The 25,490-nt window shown below is 63.4% G+C and carries 19 protein-coding genes; 7 read left to right on the top strand and 12 right to left on the bottom strand.

The genetic code is table 11. The features are described 5' to 3' along the window. Positions 1-3: 3 nt before the first annotated feature. From BM144_RS07320 to BM144_RS07310, 3 genes are read right to left on the bottom strand one after another with little or no spacing between them, the layout of a single operon-like run. Positions 4-762 (bottom strand): hypothetical protein, encoded by a 759-nt coding sequence (locus tag BM144_RS07320; RefSeq protein ID WP_092950674.1) that lies wholly within the window; start codon positions 760-762, stop codon positions 4-6. 60 nt (positions 763-822) lie between these two features. Next, entirely contained in the window at positions 823-1,398 is a 576-nt protein-coding gene (locus BM144_RS07315) for a hypothetical protein (RefSeq protein WP_092950672.1), read from the bottom strand. Then, positions 1,395-1,676 (bottom strand): DnaJ domain-containing protein, encoded by a 282-nt coding sequence (locus BM144_RS07310; protein WP_092950670.1) that lies wholly within the window; start codon positions 1,674-1,676, stop codon positions 1,395-1,397. The genes BM144_RS07315 and BM144_RS07310 overlap by 4 nt, the downstream gene beginning before the upstream one ends. 433 nt (positions 1,677-2,109) lie before the next feature. On the opposite strand from BM144_RS07310, the gene adh reads away from it, so the two are divergent. The 3 genes from adh (at position 2,110) to BM144_RS07295 (ending at position 5,219) form a co-directional block, all read left to right on the top strand. Next, a complete protein-coding gene (gene adh / locus BM144_RS07305) occupies positions 2,110-3,630 on the top strand; it encodes an aldehyde dehydrogenase (protein ID WP_092950668.1) in 1,521 nt (506 codons plus the stop codon). A gap of 97 nt (positions 3,631-3,727) precedes the next feature. Next, a complete protein-coding gene (gene adhP / locus BM144_RS07300) occupies positions 3,728-4,759 on the top strand; it encodes an alcohol dehydrogenase AdhP (protein ID WP_092950666.1) in 1,032 nt (343 codons plus the stop codon). Positions 4,760-4,811: 52 nt separating this feature from the next. Then, positions 4,812-5,219 carry a DUF779 domain-containing protein gene (locus BM144_RS07295; protein ID WP_092951100.1) on the top strand — a complete coding sequence of 136 codons (408 nt, stop codon included), beginning with the start codon at positions 4,812-4,814 and terminating at the stop codon, positions 5,217-5,219. A gap of 35 nt (positions 5,220-5,254) precedes the next feature. Here BM144_RS07295 and BM144_RS07290 read toward each other — a convergent pair whose 3' ends face one another. The 3 genes from BM144_RS07290 to sbcB all read right to left on the bottom strand — a co-directional run bounded on the left by BM144_RS07290 (position 5,255) and on the right by sbcB (position 9,887). After that, positions 5,255-7,402 carry a sigma-54-dependent Fis family transcriptional regulator gene (locus tag BM144_RS07290; RefSeq protein WP_092951098.1) on the bottom strand — a complete coding sequence of 716 codons (2,148 nt, stop codon included), beginning with the start codon at positions 7,400-7,402 and terminating at the stop codon, positions 5,255-5,257. 150 nt (positions 7,403-7,552) lie between these two features. After that, positions 7,553-8,386, bottom strand: coding sequence for an NAD-dependent protein deacetylase (locus BM144_RS07285; protein WP_092951096.1), 834 nt, complete (start codon positions 8,384-8,386; stop codon positions 7,553-7,555). A gap of 64 nt (positions 8,387-8,450) precedes the next feature. Continuing rightward, positions 8,451-9,887, bottom strand: coding sequence for an exodeoxyribonuclease I (sbcB, locus tag BM144_RS07280; RefSeq protein ID WP_092951094.1), 1,437 nt, complete (start codon positions 9,885-9,887; stop codon positions 8,451-8,453). A gap of 79 nt (positions 9,888-9,966) precedes the next feature. Between sbcB and BM144_RS07275 the strand changes: the two genes are divergently transcribed. Then, positions 9,967-11,340: a lytic murein transglycosylase gene (locus tag BM144_RS07275; RefSeq protein ID WP_092950664.1), complete on the top strand. Its 1,374-nt coding sequence runs from the start codon at positions 9,967-9,969 to the stop codon at positions 11,338-11,340. 125 nt (positions 11,341-11,465) lie between these two features. Here the strand turns inward: BM144_RS07275 and clpA are convergent, their stop codons facing one another. From clpA to dnaE, 3 genes are all read right to left on the bottom strand, one after another. Continuing rightward, a complete protein-coding gene (gene clpA, locus BM144_RS07270) occupies positions 11,466-13,814 on the bottom strand; it encodes an ATP-dependent Clp protease ATP-binding subunit ClpA (protein WP_092950662.1) in 2,349 nt (782 codons plus the stop codon). A gap of 57 nt (positions 13,815-13,871) precedes the next feature. Beyond that, a complete protein-coding gene (clpS, locus tag BM144_RS07265) occupies positions 13,872-14,240 on the bottom strand; it encodes an ATP-dependent Clp protease adapter ClpS (RefSeq protein WP_092950660.1) in 369 nt (122 codons plus the stop codon). A gap of 167 nt (positions 14,241-14,407) precedes the next feature. After that, positions 14,408-17,953: a DNA polymerase III subunit alpha gene (dnaE, locus tag BM144_RS07260; protein WP_092950659.1), complete on the bottom strand. Its 3,546-nt coding sequence runs from the start codon at positions 17,951-17,953 to the stop codon at positions 14,408-14,410. Positions 17,954-18,118: 165 nt separating this feature from the next. On the opposite strand from dnaE, the gene BM144_RS07255 reads away from it, so the two are divergent. Beyond that, on the top strand, positions 18,119-18,916 hold the full coding sequence (locus tag BM144_RS07255; RefSeq protein ID WP_092950657.1) for an outer membrane protein assembly factor BamD: 798 nt from the start codon (positions 18,119-18,121) through the stop codon (positions 18,914-18,916). Here the strand turns inward: BM144_RS07255 and BM144_RS07250 are convergent. Further along, positions 18,879-21,038 (bottom strand): ATP-dependent DNA helicase, encoded by a 2,160-nt coding sequence (locus tag BM144_RS07250; RefSeq protein ID WP_092950655.1) that lies wholly within the window; start codon positions 21,036-21,038, stop codon positions 18,879-18,881. The genes BM144_RS07255 and BM144_RS07250 overlap by 38 nt on opposite strands. A 224-nt stretch (positions 21,039-21,262) precedes the next feature. Between BM144_RS07250 and BM144_RS07245 the strand changes: the two genes are divergently transcribed. Further along, positions 21,263-22,051 carry a PP2C family protein-serine/threonine phosphatase gene (locus tag BM144_RS07245; protein WP_092950653.1) on the top strand — a complete coding sequence of 263 codons (789 nt, stop codon included), beginning with the start codon at positions 21,263-21,265 and terminating at the stop codon, positions 22,049-22,051. 232 nt (positions 22,052-22,283) lie between these two features. After that, positions 22,284-22,667 carry a hypothetical protein gene (locus BM144_RS23095; RefSeq protein WP_175525970.1) on the top strand — a complete coding sequence of 128 codons (384 nt, stop codon included), beginning with the start codon at positions 22,284-22,286 and terminating at the stop codon, positions 22,665-22,667. A gap of 164 nt (positions 22,668-22,831) precedes the next feature. Here BM144_RS23095 and zapE read toward each other — a convergent pair whose 3' ends face one another. Both zapE and lpdA read right to left on the bottom strand, forming a co-directional pair. Next, entirely contained in the window at positions 22,832-23,929 is a 1,098-nt protein-coding gene (gene zapE, locus BM144_RS07235; RefSeq protein WP_092950649.1) for a cell division protein ZapE, read from the bottom strand. Positions 23,930-24,009: 80 nt separating this feature from the next. After that, positions 24,010-25,437, bottom strand: a complete 1,428-nt coding sequence (lpdA, locus tag BM144_RS07230; RefSeq protein ID WP_092950647.1) for a dihydrolipoyl dehydrogenase — start codon at positions 25,435-25,437, stop codon at positions 24,010-24,012. Between the last annotated feature and the right edge of the window lie 53 nt (positions 25,438-25,490).

Here is a 25,490-nt window from a genome sequence, read left to right as displayed (position 1 = left end):
GGCTCAGATGGCCGACTCCTCGTCGGACGCGCGGGCGGCGGGCGTCGCCTTGCCGCGGTCGGTCTCGCTGGTCTCGAACTTGTCGTCGGCCTCGTCGTCGAAGGTGCCACCTTCCTCGTCGCCCAATCCCATGTCGTGCGCGTGCGCCTTGGCACGCAAGACGAGCAGGGTTTCGATGAAAAGGTCCACGCACTGGTACCTGAGCAGCCACGCGAGCTGCATCCAGTCGCGATCGGCTACTTCCTCCTGCTCGACCTTCGCTGGCGCGTAGGCCACGTTGAAGAGCTGGTCCTCGGAGAGGACCGCACCGTCGTCCTCGATGGCGTCGAAAGTGCCTGCCCGGGCGAAGGCCTCCAGCCGGCTCCATTTCTCTGCGAAATAGTTGGCCAGTGCTTCGCTGCCGCCTTCGAGATCGCCGATGGCCGTGAGGAACTCGACCGGTTCCACGTCGCCACGGAAGATCACCGCATTCACCATGCTGCGCAGATGGGTGTGCGTGATGTCCTTGTACTGTTTCTCCAGCACGAGGGCGCGCGCGAACTGCGCGGGCGTCACCAGCATATTGACCACGGATGCCTTGGACTCGTCGTACTCCCGCATCACGGCCAGCACATCCTTGGGAGCCAGCTCGTCGAGCACGGCAACCAGCGCGCGGTCGCCTTCATCGTCCGCGAGCTGGGACAGGGCGGACTCGGCGCCGACGATGTCACCGGCGGCGATGAGGGCCTGGGTCTGGGTGATGAGGGCTAGGTGTTGTGACATGGCAGAAGACAAAGGGCCCGGGGGTAGGAAAGCGGTTCAGTGGCTGACGGCCGAAGGCCGTCAGTCCTTGCGGTCGAAGCCGAGATCGGCAAGCCAGTCGGCGGCTGCCTCGTCGCGATCGGCGGGGGTGCGGGGCTCGTCGGCATCGTCGGCGCTCCAACGCGCGGAATCGTCGTCGTCGTGCGGCTCCGCACCGCCCTCTCCGTCTTCCGCGTCCTCCGACTCTGGCGCCGCGGCCGCTCCGTAGCGTGCATGCTGCCGCGCATATTCAAGGACCGCCGCGATGGTCAGGAACCTGGCGCCGGACGGTTCGGCCAGCACCACGTCCGCCAACGCCTGGGCCCACGGTTCGAGTGCCACACTCCCGCCAAGCGCCGGCCATTCCGGCAGCTCTTCCGCACTGCGCAGCAGCAACGGATCCAATGCCGCCGGGCGGTGGAACCGGAAGCCCTGGTGGAACGCGACAGCCACCATCTCAGGGCTGAAATCGATCATCTGCGCGAGAAAGGCGATCTCGCTGCGTTTTTGCGCGAGGCGCTTGCGCAGGACGTCCTTGCCTTCGGAGTCGAGCGCCAGGTCGTCCAGCTCGGACTGATAGGCCGAGCGCAAATCATGGAAAAAGGGGGAGAGTTTCACGAGGAAAGCACGTTCTTGAAATAGGACTGCCAGATTTCGCGCGCAGTCTGGAGAGGATCGTCGAGCAGGTTGCGGCGGCGGTTGTCGTCGTAGGCCTGGCGAGCTGTCTCGTCGGAGAGCACTTCATAGGCCTTCTGCACCGCGCGAAAACGCTCCGCCGCATCCGGCGAGGGATTGCGGTCGGGGTGGTAGAAGGCCGCCTTCTGACGGAAGGCTTTCTTGATGTCGGCCAGGGGCGCATTCGCGCTCAACCCCAGGACGGCGTAATGGTCGGTCATGCTCGGTGGGAATGGATCGAAACAGCAGGCATACCGCGCCCTGCCTCCCGGCGCCTGCGCCGCCGGGCCGGACCGGTCACGTTTCCCGGGCCAGCCGGGGGAGGCGCGGTTATACACCAAGCCGGCCAACCCCACTTCCGCCCGGTCCGGGCAGACGTGCCGACCCGAGGAAGGCGGACGCCTGCCATACCGCGCACCGGATCCGAAGCGGCAGCCCGCGGCCTGTTCGCCGATGTACCGATTTGCCACGACTGCTCCAGAACGGAACAACTGGCACACCCTGCGACAGCCCCCGAACGCATCGACCAAGCCGCAGTTCTCCAGGGAGCACCCTATGGCGAAGCGCGCTGGCACGGCGATTGCGCAGTTGGCAGGGGCCGGACCTGCGCTGTGCAGCGCCCGCACCCTTCGTCATTCACAGGAGACAAGCACCATGGACATGGCAGAAATCGCCAACCTCGGCATCGCCAACCCCTACAAGAAGCAATACGGCAACTACATCGGGGGCGCATGGGTCGCACCCATCGACGGGCAGTATTTCGAGAACGGCTCCCCCATCGACGGTCAGGTGTTCACGGCGATCCCGCGTTCCAACGACAAAGACATCAACGCTGCCCTGGATGCCGCCCACAAGGCCAAGGCCGCCTGGGGGAAAACCTCCTCCACCGACCGCGCCAACATCCTGCTGAAAATCGCCGACCGGATGGAGGCCAACCTGCTGACCCTGGCCGTGGCCGAGACCATCGACAACGGCAAGCCGCTGCGCGAAACGATGGCGGCCGACATCCCGCTGGCCATCGACCATTTCCGCTACTTCGCCGGGGCAGTACGGGCACAGGAAGGCGGCATCAGCGAGATCGACCACAACACCATCGCCTATCACTTCCATGAGCCCCTGGGCGTGGTCGGGCAGATCATTCCGTGGAACTTTCCGATCCTCATGGCCGTGTGGAAGCTCGCGCCCGCGCTGGCGGCAGGCAATTGCGTGGTGCTCAAACCTGCCGAACAGACGCCGGCATCGATCCTGGTCCTGATGGAGTTGATCGGCGAGCTGCTGCCACCGGGCGTCATCAATGTCGTCAACGGCTTCGGTCTGGAGGCCGGCAAGCCATTGGCCTCCAGCCCCCGGATCGCCAAGATCGCCTTCACGGGCGAGACCACGACCGGCCGGCTCATCATGCAGTACGCCAGCCAGAACATCATCCCCGTCACGCTGGAACTCGGCGGCAAGAGCCCGAACATCTTCTTCGAAGACGTGATGAGTGCCGACGATGCTTTCTTCGACAAGGCAATCGAGGGCTTCGCGATGTTTGCGCTCAACCAGGGCGAGGTGTGCACCTGCCCGAGCCGCGCGCTCATCCAGGAGTCGATCTATGAAAAATTCATGGAGCGCGCAATCCAGCGTGTGGCGGCCATCCAGCAGGGGCACCCGCTGGACAAGGCAACGATGATCGGCGCGCAGGCGTCGCAGGAGCAACTGGAGAAGATCCTTTCGTATCTCGACCTGGGCAAGCAGGAAGGCGCCGAATGCCTCATCGGCGGCGAGCGCAACATGCTGGAAGGCCGACTCGCCGGGGGCTACTACGTCAAGCCCACGGTCTTCAAGGGCCACAACAGGATGCGCATCTTCCAGGAGGAAATCTTCGGGCCCGTGGTGTCCGTGGCCACGTTCAAGACCGAAGAAGAAGCCCTGGAAATCGCCAACGACACGCTGTACGGCCTCGGCGCCGGGGTCTGGAGCCGCGACGGTGCGCGCGCCTTCAGGATGGGCCGCGGCATCCAGGCCGGGCGTGTCTGGACCAACTGCTACCACGCCTATCCGGCCCACGCGGCGTTCGGCGGGTACAAGCAATCGGGCATCGGCCGGGAGAACCACAAGATGATGCTCGACCACTACCAGCAGACCAAGAACCTGCTCGTGAGCTACAGCCCCGACAAGCTGGGCTTCTTCTGATGGGTTGACCTGCGTCAGCCGAGGTGGCGGAGGGCCGGCCTATGGTGGAGCCGGCCTTCCGCACTCCACCACTTCCAGCAGAAAGGAGCTTTTCGCAATGACCGCCAAGACCATGAAAGCCGCCGTCGTCCGTGAATTCGGCAAGCCGCTCACCATCGAAGAAGTGCCGGTTCCGTTACCTTCCGATGACCAGATCCTCGTGAAGATCGAGGCCTCCGGCGTGTGCCACACCGACCTGCATGCCGCCGAGGGCGACTGGCCCGTCAAGCCGAACCCTCCATTCATTCCGGGCCACGAAGGCGTCGGCTTCGTGGCCGCCGTGGGGCGCAACGTGAAGCAAGTCAAGGAAGGCGATCGCGTGGGCGTTCCCTGGCTTCACTCCGCTTGCGGTTGCTGTACGCATTGCCTGGGTGGATGGGAAACCCTCTGCGAATCGCAAAGCAACACCGGTTACTCGGTCAACGGCGGCTTTGCCGACTATGCGCTGGCCGATCCGGCCTACGTGGGGCACCTGCCGGCCAGCATCGGCTTCGTGGACATCGCGCCCGTGCTGTGCGCGGGCGTCACCGTATACAAAGGCCTCAAGGTGACGGACACGAAGCCTGGAGACTGGGTGGTCATTTCCGGCATCGGCGGCCTGGGCCACATGGCCGTGCAGTACGCCAAGGCCATGGGCCTCAATGTGGCTGCCGTGGATGTGGAGGACGACAAACTCGAACTGGCGAAGCAGCTGGGTGCCAGCGTGACCGTCAACGCGAAGACCACCGACCCTGCCGCATTTCTGCAGAAGGAGATCGGCGGCGCACACGGCGCGCTGGTGACCGCGGTGTCGCCCAAGGCCTTCGAGCAGGCTCTCGGCATGGTGCGCCGCGGCGGCACCGTGTCCCTGAATGGGCTGCCCCCGGGCAATTTCCCCCTGCCGATCTTCGACATGGTGCTGCGGGGCGTCACCGTGCGCGGCTCCATCGTGGGAACGCGCCTGGATCTGCAGGAGTCGCTCGACTTCGCAGCCCGCGGCGCCGTCAGCGCGACGGTGGCCACCGAGCGGCTGGAAAATATCAACGACGTTTTCGCGCGCATGCACAAAGGCCAGATCCAGGGTCGCATCGTGCTGGACATGTCAGCCTGAACACCGCGTGGCGGCCCCCCCCCCCGAAAGGCAGGAACGAATGGAGAAACCGATGACTTCATCCACCGGCCTGCCTGCCGTCAGCCGCGTTTCCGCCACACCCGCCGCCGTCGCACTCGTCGAACAGCTGCATGCCCGGCACGGACCGCTCATGTTCCACCAGTCCGGGGGCTGCTGCGACGGCAGTGCGCCGATGTGCTTTGCCCGGGGAGAGTTCATGCTGGGCGAATCGGACGTGCTGTTGGGTGAGATCGCGGGCGAACCGTTCTACATGAGCCAATCCCAGTTCGCTTACTGGGAACATACGCACCTGATCATCGACGCCGTGCCAGGCAACGGAGGCATGTTCTCTCTCGAACGGCCTACCGGTCTGCGCTTCCTTACCCGCTCCCGGCTTTACAGCGAGTCGGAGTGGGCTGCCGTGGAAGCCCTGGGGGTCCCTCCGCGGGGCGCGGGTTGACGAGGCCCATCCACCGGATCAGTCGCCGGCGGTGTTCACCGCCCCCTCGCAGAACCCTGCTCAAGGCCCTTAAGCCGCCGATAGACCGTGTTGCGCGACACCCCCAATGCACGCGCTGCAGCGGACACGTTGCCGTGGTGGACTGCCATCGCATGGCGCAATGCGGCTTCTTCCACCTCTCCCCAAGACCGGACAGGGATCGCGCTGGCATCGGACAGGGAGGACACAGCAGGCTTCATGCTCCGCAGAGTCGACCGCACCGGCAGCGGATGGAGCGCAGGCGCCGATCCCGAGGCAGGAATGTCCGCATGCGGAGGAGGCCTGTCGTCATCGAACAGGTCATCGGGAAGGTGCTCGACACCGATCTCCTCCGTACCCCGGGCCATCAGCGCCGCAGTGCGCAGCACGTTGGACAACTGCCGCAGATTGCCTGGCCACCGATGCGCCACGAAAACCTCCATCGCGCGCGCCGATATCCGTGAGGGCATCCTGTCCCGCTCCTGCCTTGGGGCTTCCTCCTCCGACTCCTGCACTCCGCGACGCCCCTCGGGACTGCTGTGCAGCGCCTGCAGCAGACGCGTCACGATCACCGCCAGGTCCGTGCGCTCGCGCAATGCCGGGAGCCGCACGACCAGGCCGTTGAGGCGGTAATAGAGATCATCACGAAAACAGCCCCGCGCCATCATGTCGCGCAGGTTGCGATGCGTTGCACACACCACATGCACGTCCACGGGTACCTGCCGCGCAGAGCCCAGCGGGGCAACCGTCCGCTCCTGCAACACCCGCAGCAGACGGGCCTGCATGGACACAGGCATGTCGCCGATTTCGTCGAGGAACAGCGTGCCGCCATGGGCCTGTGCGATCTTGCCCACGCTGCCCTTGCGCCGGGCTCCCGTGAAAGCCCCCTCCTCGTAGCCAAACAGTTCCGCCTCGATCAGCGTCTCGGGAATCGAGGCGCAGTTGACGGCCACGAATGGCCCTGCGGCCCGAGGACCGTCCTGGTGAATCGCCCTGGCCAGCAACTCCTTGCCGGTCCCGGTTTCTCCGAGTACCAGCGTAGGAACATCGCTGCCCAATAGCTTCGACACGCGGTCGATGACTTGCGCCAACTGCACGTCGCCGGTATCCAGGTACCGCAGGCTGGACAGCTTCGACCTGGCACCTGCCGCCTGCGACCGTTTCCGGAGAGCGGGCCCGGAAGCCATTTCGGCGCCGGGAAGTGCTTTCCCGGCGCCAACCACCTCCTCCGGCGCATCCGGCATCCAGCCCGCCACCGCTGCGCGCCGGGGCCGGAATTCCGCCACGGCATTGACGACCACGCCCCCCGGCAAGCCCAGCCGCAAAGGCTGAAGCGGCGCGCTGCGCGACTGCGCCAGCAGGGCACTCATGGGCATACCGAACAGCGACGGAAAAGTCTGCGCCTGCAATGCGTTGGAAGACAGACCGAGCTGGAATTGCCCGCTTCGGTTGGCAGCGAGGAAGCGCCCTTCCGGCGTGAACGCCGCAAGCCCCTCCATCAACGTGCCGAGAAATTCGCTGCGCGCATGGAAGCGCAAGCGGACGGCGTCCTCATAGACCTTGCCGAACAGGTGGTTCTCGACCATGCGGGCAGACATGCGCACCAGTGCCAGCGTGTGCGCACTTTGCTGATGCTGGTCTCCGCTCACGTCGAGCGCGCCAATCACCTGACCCAGGGGGTCGCAAATGGGGGCGCATGAGCATGTCAGGAAGTGGTTTGCCCGGAGGAAATGTTCATCGCCGTTGACCTGCACCGCGTTGCCCAGGGTCAGCGCCGTTCCGATCGCGTTGGTGCCCTTGCTGCGCTCGGACCAGGAACCTCCGGGCCGCAGGGCGATGCGCTGTGCGCGGCCCAGAAACTCTTCGTCGCCCAATGTGTGCAGCACCACGCCCTGCGCATCCGTCAGCAGCACCATGCTCTGCGTTCCGGCGATCTGTGCCGACAGCGTTTCCATGACGGGCAACGCATGGGCACAAAGCACCTCATTGCGCGCCACGGCCCATGCCAATGCGTCGGCGGCTAGGGGCTGCAGGTCGGCGGCTTCATGCTGGCGCAGGCCGAAGGACCGTGAGCGCTCATGCGCGTCGGCGATCACGCCAGCCGATGGGCCCGGTGGAAAAGGCGCATAGGGCGGCTCTGTTCCGGTCGGAGGGGCAGTCTGCATCTTTGTCTCCTCGCCCGCGGTTGGCTGTCGTTCGCGCTCTTCGGCGCAGCCCCGGGCTTGTCCGGGCACCTTAGCACCACCGGTCTGGGGCTTCGCACAAAACCACCGCGCTCTAGTGGGTCATGCGGGCGCCCGCCCTCCTCGAAGCGTCTATGCAGTCAACGCCTGAACGATGGCGGCCAATGCTTTCCCCACATCGTCCTGGAGCTTGGCATGCAGCAATGGATCGGCCCGGGTCACGCCGCGATTGATGGCGACGACCGGCAAGCCGGCATTCGCCGCGGCCTGCACGAAGCGGAACCCGGAATAGACCATCAACGATGACCCGACCACAAGCATTCCGTCCGACGCTCCAAGAGCCTCATGCGCGGCGGCAACGCGCGCGCGAGGAACACTTTCGCCAAAGAAAACCACATCCGGCTTGAGCGGTCCGCCACCGCAACAGGGACACGCGGGCACCTGGAAAGCAGAGAATGCATGCCCTTCCAGATCGGCATCTCCGTCGGGAGCGGTTGCTGCCTCCAGAGAGGCCCAGCCGGGATTGTGGCCGACCAGCCAGTCTTGAAGGTCTGCACGTGGCATGCGCTCTTCGCACGCCATGCAGCGCACCGTATCGATGCGGCCATGCAGATCGATGACACGCGTCTGACCTGCCGCACCGTGCAGCCCGTCCACATTCTGGGTGAGCAGCAACTCCACCCGGCCCAGCGACTCGAGCGCAGACAGGGCGTGGTGCGCAGGCCCGGGCGCCGCCTGGCCCATCACGCGCCAGCCGATCATGCTCCGGGCCCAGTAACGCCTGCGCACGTCCTCGTTGCCCATGAATGCCTGGTAGGTCACGGGCGGCGGACGCTTCCAGGCTCCGTCCTCTCCACGGTAGTCAGGAATGCCGGAAGCCGTGCTGCATCCTGCTCCCGTCAATACGAACAGCTTCGGGCAGCGTCGAAGAACGGCCAGAAGGGCCTGCATGGCAGGCGTATCCATTTCCTGGGCGACTGCATCCGCAGAGCCGCCGACCGGATGCGCCAACGAAGCCGAAGGCCCGGCATCAGAAAGCAGGGGCAATGCTTTCTGCATAGTCGTACAGGGCCCCCAGGATGGCCTCGCCACGCTCGTCGGCCGTCGCGCCGAGCTGGTCCAGCCGGGCGAAGAGAGTGTCGAACGTGAGTCCGCCGCCCTCGCCTTCGACCAGCCGCTGGACACGCAGCGTTTCCCATCGCTCCCGGTCCGCTTCAGTCAGGGTTTCAGGAAAGCTTCGTGCACGGTATCGCCATACCAGTTCTTCGAGCCGCTCATCGTCAAAACCCGGCCGGGCCAGAGCCAACTCCTGCGCAGACATGGCGCGCAGGCGTTGCAGACGCCGCCGGTCCTCGTTTCCGACAAACGCCCCGTACAGGTCCTGGTCGACATCGACGGAGTCCTCATTCGCCCTCGCAAAGACCTCGGCCCAGATGGCACTCATGTCGGGCAGCGCGCGCGCGGCCTCCGCATGGACGGCCGCCCTCTCCACATCGATGCCCCAGCGCTGGGCCACAGCGGGCGTCAGCGTGTTGACGTTCCCCACCACCATGGGGGATTTGTTCAGATGCACGTTCTTGATCGGCAGCCGGGCGACACCCTCCGGCAGATCGGCGGTCCGTGTGAAGAGGCGCTGGCGGATTTCGCCAGCATTCAGGCGAGCCAGCTCTGCGGGGTCATGGGCCAGGTCCCAGGCGATCAGTTCGTTCTTGTTGGACGGATGGCTGGCCAGGGGCCACAAGATGCCCAGACAACCGCGCTCCGCAGAAAACATGCCCGACACGTGCAGGAAAGGACGTGCGGTATCCGGCGTTGCAGGCAGCCGCAGTTCTGCGGCAACACGGTCCTTCTTGCGCAGCCCCAGCGCGAACTCGAACAGCCGGGGCTGCTTTTCACGGATCAGCCGAGCCAATGCGATCGTGGCCCGAACATCCGACAGCGCATCGTGCGCGGCCTCATGCGCCAGCCCGTTGGCCCGAGACAGGTGTTCGAGCTTCAAGCTGGGAGAACCATCGTCCTTGCGGGGCCATGTGATCCCCTCCGGCCTCAAGGCATAGGTCAGACGGACGACATCCAGCAGGTCCCAGCGTCCACAGTCGTTCTGCCATTCCCGGGCATAGGGGTCTATGAGGTTTCGCCAGAACATGAACCTGGTGATTTCATCATCGAAGCGGATTGTGTTGTAGCCCACACCGATGGTGCCGGGCCGGGCCAGTTCCGCCTCGATGCGTGCCGCGAATTCATGCTCAGGCAGGCCCCGCTCCAGACAGACTTGCGGCGTGATGCCCGTAAGCAGGCACGACTCGGGATCTGGCAGGTAGTCCGGCATGGGACGGCAATAGATCATCACGGGATCGCCGATTTCGTTCAGATCGGCATCGGTGCGTATGCCTGCGAACTGGGCCGGCCTGTCGCGCCGGGTATCTGCGCCGAAAGTCTCGTAGTCGTGCCAGAAAAACGTGTGCATGGGATCCAAGATGGGTAGCAGCCGGTAAAACTCCAGCACGGGAGTATGCCGGTCCGGCCGCAAGAAGTGACAATGCCGGATGCCTCGAAACAACGCTCTGCCTGCGGTCCCCCTTCGCCCGTCCACCCTGCTGCTCCAGCACTGGCGCTTCGCCTGCTGCACGGCCGTCTTCTGCGCGACCTTGGCAGGGTGCGCTTCCGCCCCCCGACCTGAACCTCCGGCGCAGGCGCTTGCCAAGGTGCAACCGGCAGGCGCCATCCAAGGACCTGCAGAGCCCCTTGTTCCGACCTCGCCCACGACCACCACACCCTCTGCGCCGGTCGATCAGGAGCGGGCCGGCTTCGCCCGCTGGATCGAGACATTCCGCCAGGAGGCGCTGCAGGCCGGCATCAGTCCCTCGACAGTCGCATCGGCGCTGGACGGCGCACAACTGCTGCCGCAAGTCATCGAATTGGACAGGTCTCAGCCAGAATTCACGCGCCCGCCCTGGGCGTACCTTGACACGGCCGTATCGGCTGCACGCATTCAGCAGGGGCGCGCCAAGCTTGCCGAGCATCGGTCGACGCTGGACTCCGCCGCGTCCCGCTATGGTGTGCCGGCAGAAATCATCACTGCCATCTGGGGCATGGAGAGCAACTACGGCGCGCATTTCGGCAGCTTCCGGACCGTGGATTCGCTCGCGACACTGGCATACGAGGGCCGACGTAGCGATTGGGCTCGCAGCGAACTGATGGCAGCACTGCGCATCATTGACCAGCGAGATATCGCCGCCGACCGCATGGTCGGCTCCTGGGCCGGAGCCATGGGCCATACCCAGTTCTTACCGTCGGTCTTCCTGTCGTATGCAGTGGACGCCGATGGCGACGGCCACCGCGACATTTGGGGCAGCATTCCCGATGTCATCGCATCCACAGCCAACTTCCTCTCCCGGATGGGCTGGCGGGCCGACCGGCCATGGGGAGTCGAAGTTCGCCTCCCATCGGGTTTCGACTATGAGCGGGCGGAACTTGCCGTACGCCACCCGTCCACCCAATGGGCGGCCGATGGTGTTCAGTCCATCGACGGCCAACCGTTGCCGGAACTGGATGCAGCGTCGATTCTCGTTCCGGCTGGCGCCCGGGGTCCTGCCTTTCTCGTAGGACCCAATTTCCGTGCCATTCTCAGGTACAACAATTCCACCAACTACGCTCTGGGCGTGGGCCTGCTGGCGCGCCAGATCGGCGGCGGGCCAGGTGTCTCTGCCCCTTGGCCACGCGATCTGCAACCGCTGACGCGCGCACAGATGAAGGATCTACAAGACGCACTGAATACCAAGGGATTCGTCGTTGGCGCTGCAGACGGCGTCATGGGCCCCGCCACGCGCATGGGCTTGCGCCGCTACCAGCAGAGCGTGGGACAGGTCGCTGACGGCTACCCCACACTCGACCTGTTGCAGCGGGTGCTCGCCCCCTGACCCGAGGGTGAGTTGCGTGCTCCTGCCAGTGCGTGGCATGGGGCGCTGAACCTTGCCATGAAAAAAGCCTGCGGCCCTCAAAGGCTGCGGGCTTTCCGCTTTGAATCGCGCCCGAAAGCGCAAGGTCAATCGGCCGTAGCCTCCTCGGGTTCGGCAGGCTCGGACTTGGTCGAGCGGTCCCTCTTGGGCAGTGGCTGGATGTCGAGCAGGACCTCGGGCGTCTCTACGCCCTTGTCGTCGGTCTTGAGCTCGATATCCACCGTCAGGCGCCCACCGTCGGTCAAACGGCCGAACAGCAATTCATCGGCCAACGCGCGCCGAATGGTGTCCTGGATGAGACGTTGCATCGGACGCGCTCCCATCAGCGGATCAAAACCCTTCTTGGCCAGATGCTTGCGCAGCACGTCGGTGAAGGTCACCTCGACCTTCTTCTCGGCCAGCTGGGTTTCGAGCTGCAGCAGGAACTTGTCCACCACGCGCAGGATGATCTGCTCATCGAGCGGCTTGAAGCTCACGATCGCATCCAGGCGGTTGCGGAACTCAGGCGTGAACAGGCGCTTGATGTCTCCCATCTCATCGCCAGCCTGCCGCGGATTGGTGAACCCGATGGTGGCCTTGTTCATCGTCTCGGCACCCGCATTCGTCGTCATGATGATGATGATGTTGCGGAAGTCGGCTTTGCGACCGTTGTTGTCGGTCAGCGTACCGTGGTCCATGACCTGGAGCAGCACGTTGAAGATGTCCGGATGCGCTTTCTCGATCTCATCGAGCAGCAGGACGGCATGCGGCTTCTTCGTGACGGCTTCGGTCAGCAAGCCGCCCTGGTCAAAACCGACGTAGCCAGGAGGCGCGCCGATCAGGCGGCTGACAGCGTGCCGCTCCATGTACTCCGACATGTCGAAGCGGATCAGCTCGATGCCCAAGATGTAGGCAAGCTGCTTGGCGGCTTCGGTCTTGCCGACACCCGTGGGGCCGCTGAACAGGAACGAGCCGATCGGCTTGTCGCCCTTGCCGAGGCCGGAGCGCGCCATCTTGACGGCCGAAGCCAGCACTTCCAGGGCCTTGTCCTGCCCGAACACCACGCTCTTGAGGTCGCGCTCGATGGTCTGCAGCTTGCTGCGGTCGTCGTTGGAAACATTGGCCGGCGGAATGCGTGCAATCTTCGCGACGATTTCCTCGATCTCGGCTTTGCCGATGGTCTTCTTGCGCTTGCTGGCCACCAGAATGCGCTGCGCCGCGCCTGCCTCGTCGATGACGTCAATCGCCTTGTCGGGCAGATGGCGGTCGTTGATGTACTTGGCAGACAGCTCAGCTGCCGCCTGGAGGGCCGCCGCTGCATATTTCACACTGTGGTGCTCTTCGAAGCGGCTCTTGAGGCCCTTGAGAATATCCACCGTCTCCGCGACGGTCGGCTCGACCACATCCACCTTCTGGAAACGCCGGGAGAGGGCCGCATCCTTTTCGAAGATGCCGCGATACTCGGTGAAGGTCGTGGCTCCGATGCACTTGAGCTGGCCGCTCGACAGCGCAGGCTTCAAGAGATTGGATGCATCCAGCGTGCCGCCCGATGCCGCACCCGCTCCGATCAGGGTGTGTATCTCATCGATGAAAAGGATCGCATTGGGCTTGTCCTTGAGGGACTTGAGCACACCTTTCAGCCGCTGCTCGAAATCGCCGCGGTACTTGGTGCCAGCCAACAGCGCGCCCATGTCGAGCGAATACACGGTGGCCTCGGCCAGGATCTCCGGCACGTCGTTCTGCGTGATCCGCCATGCCAGGCCCTCGGCGATCGCCGTCTTGCCGACACCGGCTTCGCCCACGAGCAGCGGATTGTTCTTGCGGCGGCGGCACAGTATCTGGATGGTCCGCTCGACCTCGTAGTGGCGCCCGATCAGCGGATCGATCTTGCCCTCCTTGGCCGCCTGGTTGAGGTTCTGGGTGTACTGTTCCAGTGGAGAGGCCTTCTCGCTGCGCTCTCCGCCGCTACCTTCTTCGGCCTCGGCAGGATTCTCGGCCTTGGCAGGCTCCGGCGGCTCGCCCTTCTTGATGCCGTGGGCGATGAAATTGACCACATCCAGGCGGGTCACACCCTGCTGGTGCAGGTAATAGACGGCGTGGGAATCCTTCTCACCGAAGATCGCGACCAGCACGTTGGCGCCGGTGACCTCTTTCTTGCCGTTGCCGGTGGACTGTACGTGCATGATCGCGCGCTGGATCACGCGCTGGAATCCCAGCGTGGGCTGCGTATCCACCTCGTCGGTGCCGGCCACCTGAGGGGTGTTGTCCTTGATGAAATTGGCCAGCGACGAGCGAAGGTCCTCGATATTGGCCGAGCATGCGCGCAGCACTTCGGCTGCGCTGGGGTTATCAAGCAGTGCAAGCAACAGATGCTCCACGGTGATGAACTCGTGGCGCTGCTGGCGGGCCTCGACGAAGGCCATGTGCAAGCTGACTTCCAGTTCCTGGGCAATCATGTGAACTCCTTTGTGCTTGCGGGAAGGGGATAACGGTAGATCGGGTCCCGGAGCCTGTTATTCAACGGGCTCGCTGAGGCATTGCAGCGGGTGGCCCGCCTTGTGCGCAGCGTCGCGCACCTGTTCGACCTTGGTAGCGGCGACATCGCGTGAATACACTCCGCAAACGCCTTTGCCGTCCAGGTGGATCTTGAGCATGATCTGCGTGGCCGCTTCGCGGTCCTTGCCGAAAAACTCCTGCAGGACGACGATCACAAACTCCATGGGCGTGTAATCGTCATTGAGCATCACCACCTGGTACATCTGCGGCGGCTGGGTCTTTTGCGTGCGCCTTTCGAGCACGACCGAACCGCCATCGTCCCGTGCCGGCGCCCCGGTGGGCGGGGCTGGGGTGAAAGAGGGTGGTTTTGTTGCCATGAAGACCATTCTAGAGCGTGTCGAGGCGTTTGCCCGAGTGCGAAAAAGCGGGAATTCCGGCGCAACTTCCGGCTATTCCACACCGCTTCGCAGATGCGGAGCGGACGACCGCGCCGGTCGGGACAAGACTCAGTCTGCAACTGCATCCTGAAAACGGAAATTCAAGGTCTCCGCACTCATCCTGCGTCGTAGACCACATTGGCCCCGCCACTGCCAGCCTCGGTGCTCCAGGCTGCGAGAGCGGCGTCCGAAGGAAAGAAACGGCTTCCCTCGCCCAGTTGCAGTTCCGCCACGGCCTCCAGCCCCTCCGAGCGGCAGCGAACACCCATGCGCACCCTGAGGCCGTGCACGAGAACTTCGCCTTCCGGGGTCTCCTGACGCTTGGGCGGAAACTCCCGCACCAGGCGTTGCACGTCGGGCGCGCAATCCCCGACCGCCACCTGCAGATAACGGCCGAACTTGGCACGGGCCCCCGCAAGATCCCAGCCCTGCTGGACCTTCAGGCGCAGCCCCCCACTGAAATGGTCCAGTTGCAGGCGGCCCAGAAGGACGACGAATTCGTCGTCTTTCAGCAGATCCCGATGGCTGTTGAGGACTCCTTCGTCGGCCGATGCTTCGATGGTGGCGGACTTGTCGTCGAGCTTGAAGAGCGCCAGCCGCCCACGCTGCCCGTTGATCACCCGGAAATCGCTCACGATGCCCGCCATGATCTGTGGCTCCCGGCTGTCCGCCAGCTCTTCAATCGGTGTCCGAACGAACCGGCGGACCTCGCGCTCGACTTCGTCGAACAGATGCCCCGACAGATAGAAGCCGATGGCCGTCTTCTCTTGCGTCAGACGCTCTTTCACACCCCAGGGCACCATATCGACGAGATCGGGCTCCTGCGTACTCGACCCGTGGGCGTCGTCGCCCATCATGTCAAACAACCCCCCCTGGTTGGCATTGGCCAGGGTGGCATTCGCAAAATCGAACGCCCGATCGATCGACGCCACGAGCGAAGCGCGGTTCATGTCGAGGTAGTCGAACGCTCCTGCCTTGATGAGGGCTTCCAGCGTCCGCTTGTTCAGGCGGGTCCGGTCCACCCGGACGCAGAAGTCGAACAGACTGGAGAAATTACCCTTGGTATCACCGCGCGGGCCCACGCCGCGCCCCTCCCTGGCCGCGACGATTGCTTCGATCGCCTGCTGGCCTGTGCCCTTGATGGCACCCAGCCCATAGCGAATCACCTTGTCCGTCACCGGCTCGAAGCGGTACATGCCGCGGTTCACATCAGGTGGCTCGAACGTCAACCCCTCCTTCAGGCCATCTTCGTATAGCACCTTGAGCTTGTCGGTGTCGTCCATTTCCACGGTCATGTTCGCGCAGAAGAACTCGGCCGTGTAATGGACCTTGAGCCAACCCGTGTGATAGGCCAGCAATGAATACGCTGCAGCGTGCGACTTGTTGAAGCCATAGCCAGCGAACTTCTCCATCAAGTCGAACACTTCGTCCGCCTTGCGCTCATCGATACCGTTCTTGGCGGCGCCTTCACGGAAGATCTTGCGGTGCTCGGCCATTTCTTCGGCCTTCTTCTTCCCCATGGCACGGCGCAGCAAATCGGCGCCGCCCAGGCTGTAGCCGCCCAGCACCTGTGCGGTCTGCATCACCTGCTCCTGGTACACCATGATCCCGTAGGTTTCGGCAAGCACCTTTTCTACGAGCGGGTGGGGGTACTCCACCTCTTCCTTCCCATGCTTGCGATTCACGAAGCTGGGGATCAGGTCCATGGGGCCGGGGCGGTACAACGCGTTGAGGGCGATGAGGTCTTCCAGGCGGCTGGGGCGTGCCTCCCGAAGCATGCCTTGCATGCCGCGGCTTTCAAACTGGAACACGGCTTCCGTACGCCCCTCGGAAAACAGCCGGTAGGTCGCGGAATCATCGAGGGGAATGGTCTCGTAATTGAAGTTCTCCTTCCCCTTGTGGCGCTGGATGATGAATTCGCGGGCGATCTCCAGGATGGTAAGAGTGGCCAGCCCCAGAAAGTCGAACTTCACCAATCCGATCGCCTCTACGTCGTCCTTGTCGTATTGGCTCACGGCAGATTCGCTGCCAGGTTGCTGGTAGAGAGGGCAAAAGTCGGTGAGCTTGCCTGGCGCAATGAGCACGCCGCCGGCATGCATGCCAATGTTGCGGGTCATGCCTTCGAGCTTCTGGGCCATCTCGATGATGGTGCGAACGTCCTCTTCCTTTTCCACCCGCTCCGCAAGCATGGGCTCCAGCTCGAGCGCGTAGTTATTTTTGTCGCCTTCCTTTTTGGGCGTCGGCGGGTATTGCAACGTGTAGGTCATGCCCGGCTTGCCCGGCACGAGCTTGGAAATCCCGTCGCAGAACGTGTAGCTCATGTCCATCACGCGCCCCACGTCGCGGATGGCGGCCTTCGCAGCCATCGTGCCGAAGGTCGCAATCTGGCTGACAGCGTCCTTGCCGTATTTCTCTTTCACATAGTCGATAACGCGGTCCCGGTTGGACTGGCAAAAATCGATGTCGAAGTCGGGCATGGACACCCGCTCAGGATTCAGAAAACGCTCGAACAGCAGGTTGTATTGCAGCGGATCCAGGTCCGTGATCTTCAGCGCATAAGCGACCAGAGATCCGGCACCCGATCCGCGCCCCGGCCCCACAGGGCAACCATTGTTCTTGGCCCAGTTGATGAAGTCTCCCACGATCAGAAAGTAGCCGGGAAAGCCCATCTTCAGGATGGTGGCGAGTTCAAACTCCAGACGCTCCACGTAGCGGGGGCGCTCCCGCTCGCGATCGGTCTCTTTGGGATAGAGATGGACCAAGCGCTCTTCCAGCCCCTGGAAAGAGGCATATCTGAAATACTCGTCCGCGGGCATTCCGTTGGGTGTCGGAAAGTCGGGAAGGCGTGGTTTGCCCAGCACCAGCGTAATGTTGCAGCGCTTGGCAATCTCGAGCGTGTTGGCAATCGCTGTGGGGACATCCGCGAAGAGCGCCTCCATCTGCGCGCTCGACTTGAAATATTGCTCTCGGGTAAAGCGCCGGATGCGGCGTGGATTTGCGAGGATCTCTCCCTCGGCAATGCAGACCCGGGCTTCATGCGCCTCGTAATCGTCTGCTGTGAGGAACTGGGCTGGCTGCGTGGCCACCACAGGCAGATTCAACCTCGCTGCCAGCTGTACGGCAGCAACCACCTGGGATTCATCCTCGGGGCGCCCCGCCCGTTGCAGCTCCAGATAAAACCGGTGGGGGAAGAGTTTCGCCAACCGCAGGGCTACAGCAGCAGCGCTGGCCTGATCTCCGCGCGTGAAGGCCTGCCCGACAGGCCCGGCATGGGCGCCTGAAAGAGCAATGAGGTCCCCGCCCAGCTCCTCCAGCCAATCCCAGGTACACAGGGGCACATTCTTCACGACATTGCGCGTCCAGGACCTTGCCAGAAGTTCGCACAGATTCAAATATCCCTGCCCGCCCTGAACGAGCAGGAGGATCCGCGATACGGGCCCTCCTGCCGACTCCGGCTCAACGCTGATCTCAGCCCCCAGGACGGGCTTCACACCCTTGCCGCGGGTTTCCTTATAGAACTTGATGGCGCCAAAGAGATTGTGGAGATCGGTGATTGCAAGCGCGGGCTGGCCATCCCTGGCCGCCGCCTTGGCAACGTCGTCGATTCGGGTGGTGCCGTCAACGACGGAAAACTCGGTGTGCAGGCGCAAATGGACAAACATGGGCGGTATTGTAGGAACGCCCTCCTTTCCGGATGGCACGTGCGACAACTGCCGGCCGGTACAATCCCCCGCTTGCCCGCCCATCGCCCAGGCGATGGCCCCATGGCCGTCGCCGCGAACCCGGGGGCTGCATCCGAACCCTCCCAACGTCAGAAAGCCGCCGCCATGCCGCGTTTTTCCCTGCCACTGATGACCGCACTGCTCGCAGCCAGTGTGCTCGCAGGCTGCTCCAACACTCCCGAAGACAAGACTGCGGGTTGGAGTCCCAACCGCATCTACTCCGAAGCACGGGACGAAATGAACAGCAGCGCTTACGACAAGGCTGTTCCACTGCTGGAGAAACTGGAGGGCCGCGCGGCCGGCACGCCGCTGGCCCAACAGGCGCAGCTGGAAAAAGCGTATGCCCAGTACAAGGGCGGTGAAAAGGCCCAGGCCGTTGCCACGCTTGACCGGTTCATGAAATTGCACCCGGCAAGCCCCGCCTATGATTACGCGCTCTATCTGAAGGGCCTTGTCAACTTCAATGACAACCTGGGGCTTTTTTCATGGCTGTCCCGGCAGGATCTGTCGGAGCGTGACCAGAAGGCGGCCAAGGATTCCTTTGAATCTTTCCGTGAGCTAGTGACCCGCTTTCCCGATTCGCGGTATGCCAAGGACGCGCAACAGCGCATGACATACATCGTCAATTCGCTGGCGCAGTACGAAGTGCACGTGGCCCGTTACTACTTCCAGCGGGGCGCCTATGTCGCGGCCATCAGCCGTGCGCAAGTCGCGTTGGCCGATTACAAGGATGTGCCGGCGCTGGAAGAGGCCCTCTACATTCTGGTGAAATCCTATGACGCTTTGGGCATGACGCAGTTGCGCGATGACGCGCAGCGGGTGATGGCCGCCTCATACCCCCAGAGCGATCTCATCCGCAGCGGCTTCAAGGCGAAGGATGAGCCTTGGTGGAAGGTGTGGTGACGAGGCTTTTCAGCGCCTCGCACCATTCTTCCTCGCTCTCGATCCTGCGCATGCGCGGCAGCGCAGCCAACAGCCTTTTGCCGTAGCCCATCGTCACCAGGCGGGCATCGGCGATGGCCAGCAGCCCGCGATCGTGCTCACTGCGGATCAGGCGGCCAGCCCCCTGCTTCAAGGCAATCGCTGCCTCAGGCAGCGCGAAATGTCTGAACGCGCTTTTCCCGAGGTGTTCCGCACGCTGAGATCTCGCCTCGACGACGGGGTCACCCGGGGGAGGAAATGGCAGCTTGTCGATCACGACCAATTGCAGCGCCTCTCCCGGGACATCGAAGCCCTCCCAGAAAGTGGCGGACGCTACCAGTACGCAACCAGCGCGGCTCCCATCTCCGTCGCCCTCGCGAAAGCGTTCCATGAGGCGGCGCTTGGGCCAGTCACCTTGCACCAGCACTTCGATGCCTGCACCTTCCGGAAAACGTGCGAGCAGTGCATCTCCAATGGTACGCAGCGCTTTCAGCGTGGTGGTCAAAATCAGGGTTCTTCCACCCAACACCTTGATTGCATCCCCCACCCAATGCGCAACGGCCAAGCCATGGGCGGGGTCCGATGGTGCAGGCAACTGTCGGGGAACGTACAGCGCAGCCTGGATGGCGTAGTCGAATGGACTTTCCACTTGCATGACTCGGGCACCGTCCAATCCACAGCTCGCAGTGAACCATCCCAATGATGCATCGTCGCCCAACGTCGCCGATGTGAAGACCCAGGAACGTGGGCGGCCCGCAGCAATGCCAGGGCCTGGAGGGGGAGCGGCGGCGGATGCGAAATCTTCGTCTGCCCAAGGCAGACCGGGGTCTGCGACGTGAGCGTCATTCAGACGACCGCCATCTGCACGGGAACCGGCAGCTTCCTGAGACCATAGCGCTCGCATCGGGGCAGCGATATCCAGAGGAGCCTGGACAGCCCGCAACTGGTGCAGACCCACTTCCACCCAGCGGACCGCGTCCGGACCGAAGGGGTCAATGAACGCATCGATGCGCTCCATGAGGCGAATGCAACGCTCATGCAACCGCACGAAATCAGGTGCGATTTCGCTGACCATGTCGAGCGCGGCCAACGTTCGGCGGCATGCCGCCGAAAGCTGCAGCATCGCCCCGGTCCAGACATCGGAGCGCACGCCTTCCGGGCCTCCTCCGATCCACCGCAGCCTCGTGTTTGGCGCCCACGAGCCTACAGCCAGCCGCCAATCCTTCGCCGCCTGGCCCAGGGCATCGGCGATTCCGGCCCAGTCTGCCAGACCCCGCGCCAGCATCTGGCCGGCTGCCAGCACATCGCGGGCCAGATCCATCGATTGCGAGGAAGAAAGCTGAATGCCCATGAATTGCACGCCGACGTCGTTCAGTTGGTGCGCCTCATCGAACACCACCACTCTGACGCTGGGCAGCAATTCGGCCATGCCCGAATCCCGAATGGCATGGTCAGCAAAGAAAAGGTGGTGGTTGATCACCACCACGTCAGCCGCCAAAGCGTCGCGGCGGGCAAGGTGCACATGGCAGGCGCGAAAACGTGGACAGGAGGAGCCCAGGCAGTTGTCGCGTGTGGAGGTGAACAGCGGTGTCGCCGCTGAACGCTCATCCCACCCCGGAAGTTCAGCAAGGTCTCCCGTGGCAGTGGCCTGAGACCATTCCTCAACCCGGGCCAGGACGCGGGCAACATTGGCATCCCCAGCCAGAGGATGCTGGCGCGCGATGTCCATCCGATGCAGGCAGAGGTAACTCGCACGGCCCTTCAGCAAAGCCATGCGAACCGGCAGCGCCAGAGCACGAACCAATCTCGGAAGATCACGACTGAACAGTTGGTCCTGTAAAGCCTTGGTCGCAGTGGAAATCAGCACACGCTCACCACTCAGCAGAGCGGGGACAAGGTAGGCAAACGTCTTGCCCACCCCGGTGCCGGCCTCAACCACGAGCGCTCCGCCATGCTCGATGGTTTCCGCTACGGCAGTGGCCATCTCGGTCTGGCTTGGGCGAGGCTGGAAGCCAGACTGCGCCAAGGCCAGCGGGCCGTCCTCCGAAAACGCTGCAGCGACAGCCTGCACCAGAGTCGAGGGATGTTCAGCACCAGCACCCATACGCCCTCCCTTCAGGCCACGGTACCCACCGCAACCAATAACGCGCATGGCAGGCCACGCACGACTCGGTCAAGCGCTTGCCACTGCAAGGCCCCTGCGCAGCGCGGTCGACGGCGCGAGCGGAATACGCAAAAGGTGGGGGTGAAAGCAGCGCGCGACTCGATAATATGGACTCTGCACCCAACCGGCCCTGCTTGGCCTCCACTTGCTTTTCTATTGCCGCCATGACCAAACCGTTTCGCCTGACCGCGTCGACCGGCATTCACAAGGGCGACCGCGAATACCAGCAGGACCAGGTCGCACTGATCGCGCATCCCCGGCACAACGGTTGCGTGCTGGGCGTGGTTGCCGATGGCATGGGAGGGCGTAGCGGGGGACGCAAAGCGTCCGACCAGGTGATGATGACGGCACGCCAGCTGTTCGAACGGTACTCCCCTGAAAGTGACGATCCGGCTGCCATGCTCAAGCACATGGTGGAAGAAGCGCACATCGTTATCCGGTTGACTGCCATTTCGTCGGAGCAGGAGCCGCACAGCACTGTCGCCGCATTTCTCATCAATCCTCGCGGCGACTGCCACTGGGCCCATGCCGGTGATTCGCGCATCTACCACTTCCAGGGTGCACGCCTCGTCTACCGAACCAGCGATCATTCGTACGTTCAGGCACTGGTAGACCGCGGGGAAATCACGGAGATCGAGGCCAACACGCACCCGCATTCGAACATTCTGGTCGGCTGCCTCGGAACCGAAACCGATCCCCCCGTGGCGGTTCATACCATCGGCCAGTTGTCGCCCGGAGACGTTCTGCTCGTGTGCAGCGATGGGGTCTGGCACTACTTCTCCCCAACGGAACTCGGCTCTGTCGTGGACTCCCTCACCCCTCGGGAAGCCACCGAGTTCCTCATCGAGAAAGCCCGCGTACGGGCACGAGGGGGCGGCGACAACCTGTCGCTGGCTATCTTGAAGGTCGAAGCGTTGGCCGACGAAAAGAAACCTCTGCGGCCGTCCAATTGATCTCACCCCGACGTCCTGCCTGCTAGGGCGCAGAAGCAGCAGTAGCCGGCGGTGGCGGCAGGGGAGCTGCGGGCTTGCGTCCGGACGCTGCGGCCTCCGCATTGGCACGCTCGCGGTTCTCCTTGCGCTCTCGCGCGGCGTGCTGCTTTGCTTCATAACGCTCGCGTGCCGCCGAAGAGCGTGCAGGCTGGGCGGCTGCACGCTCTGCCCGCGAAGCGCGGTGAACCTCTTCATGAGAACGCTGCTGGGCCGCCCGGATCCGGGCCTCTTCCTCGCGCTGGGACTGCGCCTGCGCTGGATCAGCCCCCCGGGAAGCACCTCGCATGGGGGCAGGACGCTCACCGCTTTCGATCTTCTGACGCTGCTCGCTTTGCTTCTGTTCGATCGCACGAATCCGCAGGTCCGCTTTCTCCTTGCGCTCGGCATCATTCAGAGTCACTTCGCGCTTTCGAAGCACCTCCTCGGCATCCCGGGCTTGTGCCCGAACCTGGCGCAGGCAGTCTTCCACGGCGAATCGCTGGTAGCAAACAGCCTCCTCCTTCACCTTGCGCTCTCCGAGCGCGTGGCGCTCCTTCTGGATGCGTTCGCGCTCCAGGCGTCTGCCGGCCTGCGCTGATTCGAAGGGGCTCTTGGCCTGGGCGGCTCCATCCACCGCAGGCTCGGACCCTGCAGCCTGCGCACTCCCGAGAAAGCATGCCCCGGCCAACGCCAGGACCACTGCAAAACGAATGGGGGATATCTGCATGGGGGATTCTTTCCTTGGGCTCGTGTCACGCGGCATCAGGTCAATCCGGTATCCACGACCCGGCGCTCCAATGCGAGAAATTCCTTCGACTGCATTTCATTGAGCCGCGACACGGTGCGGGGGAACTCATGGGCAAGCGGTCCCTCGGTATACAGCTCTTCGGGAGGCACTGCCGCCGACAGGATGAGCTTGACCCGCCGGTCATACAACACATCCACCAGCCAGGTGAAGCGCCGCGCTGGCGAAGCCAGGGCCACCGGCATATAGGGCACATTGGAAAGCAGCACCGTGTGGAATTGCGTGGCGATTTCGAGATAGTCGTTCTGCGATCGAGGACCGCCGCAGAGCGTATCGAAATTGAACCACACCACTCCACCGGCTTTCCGGCGGGCACGAATCTCCCGCGCTTCGATATGCAGGACGGGGTCTTCGTCCCGGGTCTCAGCCAGCTGTTCGAATGCCGCAGTCATTTCGGCATCTGCCTGCGGTCCCAGAGGACAGTGATAGAGCTTGACCTGCTCCAGCGTACGGCGGCGATAGTCAGTCCCGTTGTCCACGTTGACCACCTCCAGCTGCTGATTCAGCAGTTCGATCGCGGGAAGAATGCGATCCCGATGCAGGCCGCCCGGGTAAAGGTCGTCTGGCTTGAAGTTGGAGGTCGTGACAAAACCGACCCCATTGTCGAACAACGCCACCAGCAAGCGATGAAGGATCATGGCGTCCGTGATGTCGGACACATGGAATTCATCGAAGCAGATGAGCTTGTAACGCTTGGCAATGCGCTCACCCAGCACGTCCAGGGGATTCACCGTTCCTTGAAGTGCTGCCAATTCGCGATGGACTTCGCGCATGAACTCGTGGAAATGCAGGCGCACCTTACGGCGGATGGGCACGGCATTGAAGAAGCAATCCATCAGAAAGCTCTTGCCCCGCCCCACCCCACCATACATGTATACGCCGCGCGGCACATCAGGGCGGTTGATGAGCTTCTTGAGGGCATTGGACCGTTTTTCCTTGTAGGCCGCCCAGTCGTCAGCGCAGCGCTGCAGCGCTTCGACTGCGGCCAGCTGTGCCGGGTCGCTGCGAAAACCCTTGGCGGCCAGCTCGGCCTCATACGCCTGCCTCACGTTCACGACGATTCTCCATTGCTGCAAAAAAGAAGAGCTGCCAGCGCCATCATTTCATGCGCTGGCAGCTGCCTGGGCTCGCTCGATCAGAAATTGAGCGTGCGCTTGTCCACCGCCAAAGCAGCTTCCTTCGTGGCTTCGGACAGCGAGGGGTGCGCGTGGCAAATGCGCGCGATGTCTTCCGCACTGGCCTTGAACTCCATGGCCACCACCGCCTCGGAAATCAGCTCACTGGCCATCGGACCCACGATGTGCACGCCGAGGATCTCATCCGTCGCAGCATCGGCCAGAAACTTGACCATGCCGGTGGTATCGCCCAGAGCGCGCGCGCGGCCGTTCGCCAGGAAAGGGAACGTGCCGGCCTTGTACTGAACTCCGTCTGCTTTCAGTTGCTGCTCGGTGCGGCCGACCCAGGCAATCTCCGGGCTCGTATAGATCACCCAAGGAATGGTGTTGAAGTTCACGTGGCCATGCTGGCCGGCAATGCGCTCGGCCACCGCAACGCCTTCTTCTTCGGCTTTGTGCGCCAGCATAGGGCCGCGCACCACGTCACCCACGGCCCAGACGCCGGGCAGGTTGGTTTTGCAGTCAGCGTCCACCACGATGGCGCCACGCTCGTCGAGTTGCAGGCCCACGGCTTCGGGATTCAGGCCGATCGTGTTGGGCACACGCCCGATGGACACGATGAGCTTCTCCACCGACAGTTCCCGAGCCTCGCCCTTGGCGTCGGTGTAGGACACCGTCACGCCTTCACCGGCCGTCTTGACCTCACCGATCTTCACGCCCAACTCGACCTTCAGCCCCTGCTTGTCGAATGCCTTCTTGGCTTCCTTGGCGATCTGCTCGTCCACGGCACCGAGGAACGTCGGCAGGCCCTCAAGCACCGTGACATTGGCCCCGAGCCGGCGCCATACGGACCCCATCTCCAGACCGATCACGCCAGCGCCGATCAAGCCGAGCGTCTTCGGCGTGGCGCCGATGCGCAGAGCGCCATCGTTGGAGAGGATCTTGTCTTCGTCGAAAGGCACGCCCGGCAGCGCACGCGCATTGGACCCCGTTGCCAGGATGACGTGCTTGCCCAGCAGGGTGTCCTGTGTTGCACCTGCCACCTGGATTTCATAGCCTCCATCGGCCGCCTTCGAGAACGAGCCTCGACCGTGGAAGAACGTCACCTTGTTCTTCTTGAAAAGGTACAGGATGCCGTCGTTGTTCTGCTTCACCACCGCGTCCTTGCGGGCGACCATCTTGGCCACATCGATCTGGATGTCGCTGGCGGTGATGCCATGCTCGGCAAAATGCTTGTTGGCGTGCTCGAAATGCTCCGACGACTGCAGCAATGCCTTGGAGGGAATGCATCCCACATTCGTGCAGGTGCCTCCGGGTGCAGGCCCACCCTTCTCGTTTTTCCACTCGTCAATGCAGGCCACGTTGAAGCCCAGCTGTGCTGCACGGATGGCGGCGATGTAGCCACCGGGGCCGCCACCAATGACGATCACGTCGAATTGTTTGCTCATGTCAGTTCAATCTCGCTGAATCGGTTGAAGAAAAAACCCACCGGCGGGCTCGG

This window comes from Paracidovorax konjaci, assembly GCF_900112675.1.
GTDB lineage: Bacteria > Pseudomonadota > Gammaproteobacteria > Burkholderiales > Burkholderiaceae_C > Paracidovorax > Paracidovorax konjaci.
Note: the sequence above shows the minus strand (reverse complement) of the source record. Positions and strands in the feature narration are given on the sequence as shown.

Excerpts from the sequence above, each read along its gene's own strand:
- BM144_RS07320 (WP_092950674.1), bottom strand. The coding sequence starts at position 762 with ATGTCACAACACCTAGCCCTCATCACCCAGACCCAGGCCCTCATCGCC.
- BM144_RS07310 (WP_092950670.1), bottom strand. The coding sequence starts at position 1,676 with ATGACCGACCATTACGCCGTCCTGGGGTTGAGCGCGAATGCGCCCCTG.
- adh (WP_092950668.1), top strand. The coding sequence starts at position 2,110 with ATGGACATGGCAGAAATCGCCAACCTCGGCATCGCCAACCCCTACAAG.
- adhP (WP_092950666.1), top strand. The coding sequence starts at position 3,728 with ATGACCGCCAAGACCATGAAAGCCGCCGTCGTCCGTGAATTCGGCAAG.
- BM144_RS07295 (WP_092951100.1), top strand. The coding sequence starts at position 4,812 with ATGACTTCATCCACCGGCCTGCCTGCCGTCAGCCGCGTTTCCGCCACA.
- BM144_RS07290 (WP_092951098.1), bottom strand. The coding sequence starts at position 7,402 with ATGCAGACTGCCCCTCCGACCGGAACAGAGCCGCCCTATGCGCCTTTT.
- BM144_RS07285 (WP_092951096.1), bottom strand. The coding sequence starts at position 8,386 with ATGGATACGCCTGCCATGCAGGCCCTTCTGGCCGTTCTTCGACGCTGC.
- sbcB (WP_092951094.1), bottom strand. The coding sequence starts at position 9,887 with ATGCACACGTTTTTCTGGCACGACTACGAGACTTTCGGCGCAGATACC.
- BM144_RS07275 (WP_092950664.1), top strand. The coding sequence starts at position 9,967 with ATGCCTCGAAACAACGCTCTGCCTGCGGTCCCCCTTCGCCCGTCCACC.
- clpA (WP_092950662.1), bottom strand. The coding sequence starts at position 13,814 with ATGATTGCCCAGGAACTGGAAGTCAGCTTGCACATGGCCTTCGTCGAG.
- clpS (WP_092950660.1), bottom strand. The coding sequence starts at position 14,240 with ATGGTCTTCATGGCAACAAAACCACCCTCTTTCACCCCAGCCCCGCCC.
- dnaE (WP_092950659.1), bottom strand. The coding sequence starts at position 17,953 with ATGTTTGTCCATTTGCGCCTGCACACCGAGTTTTCCGTCGTTGACGGC.
- BM144_RS07255 (WP_092950657.1), top strand. The coding sequence starts at position 18,119 with ATGCCGCGTTTTTCCCTGCCACTGATGACCGCACTGCTCGCAGCCAGT.
- BM144_RS07250 (WP_092950655.1), bottom strand. The coding sequence starts at position 21,038 with ATGGGTGCTGGTGCTGAACATCCCTCGACTCTGGTGCAGGCTGTCGCT.
- BM144_RS07245 (WP_092950653.1), top strand. The coding sequence starts at position 21,263 with ATGACCAAACCGTTTCGCCTGACCGCGTCGACCGGCATTCACAAGGGC.
- BM144_RS23095 (WP_175525970.1), top strand. The coding sequence starts at position 22,284 with ATGAGAACGCTGCTGGGCCGCCCGGATCCGGGCCTCTTCCTCGCGCTG.
- lpdA (WP_092950647.1), bottom strand. The coding sequence starts at position 25,437 with ATGAGCAAACAATTCGACGTGATCGTCATTGGTGGCGGCCCCGGTGGC.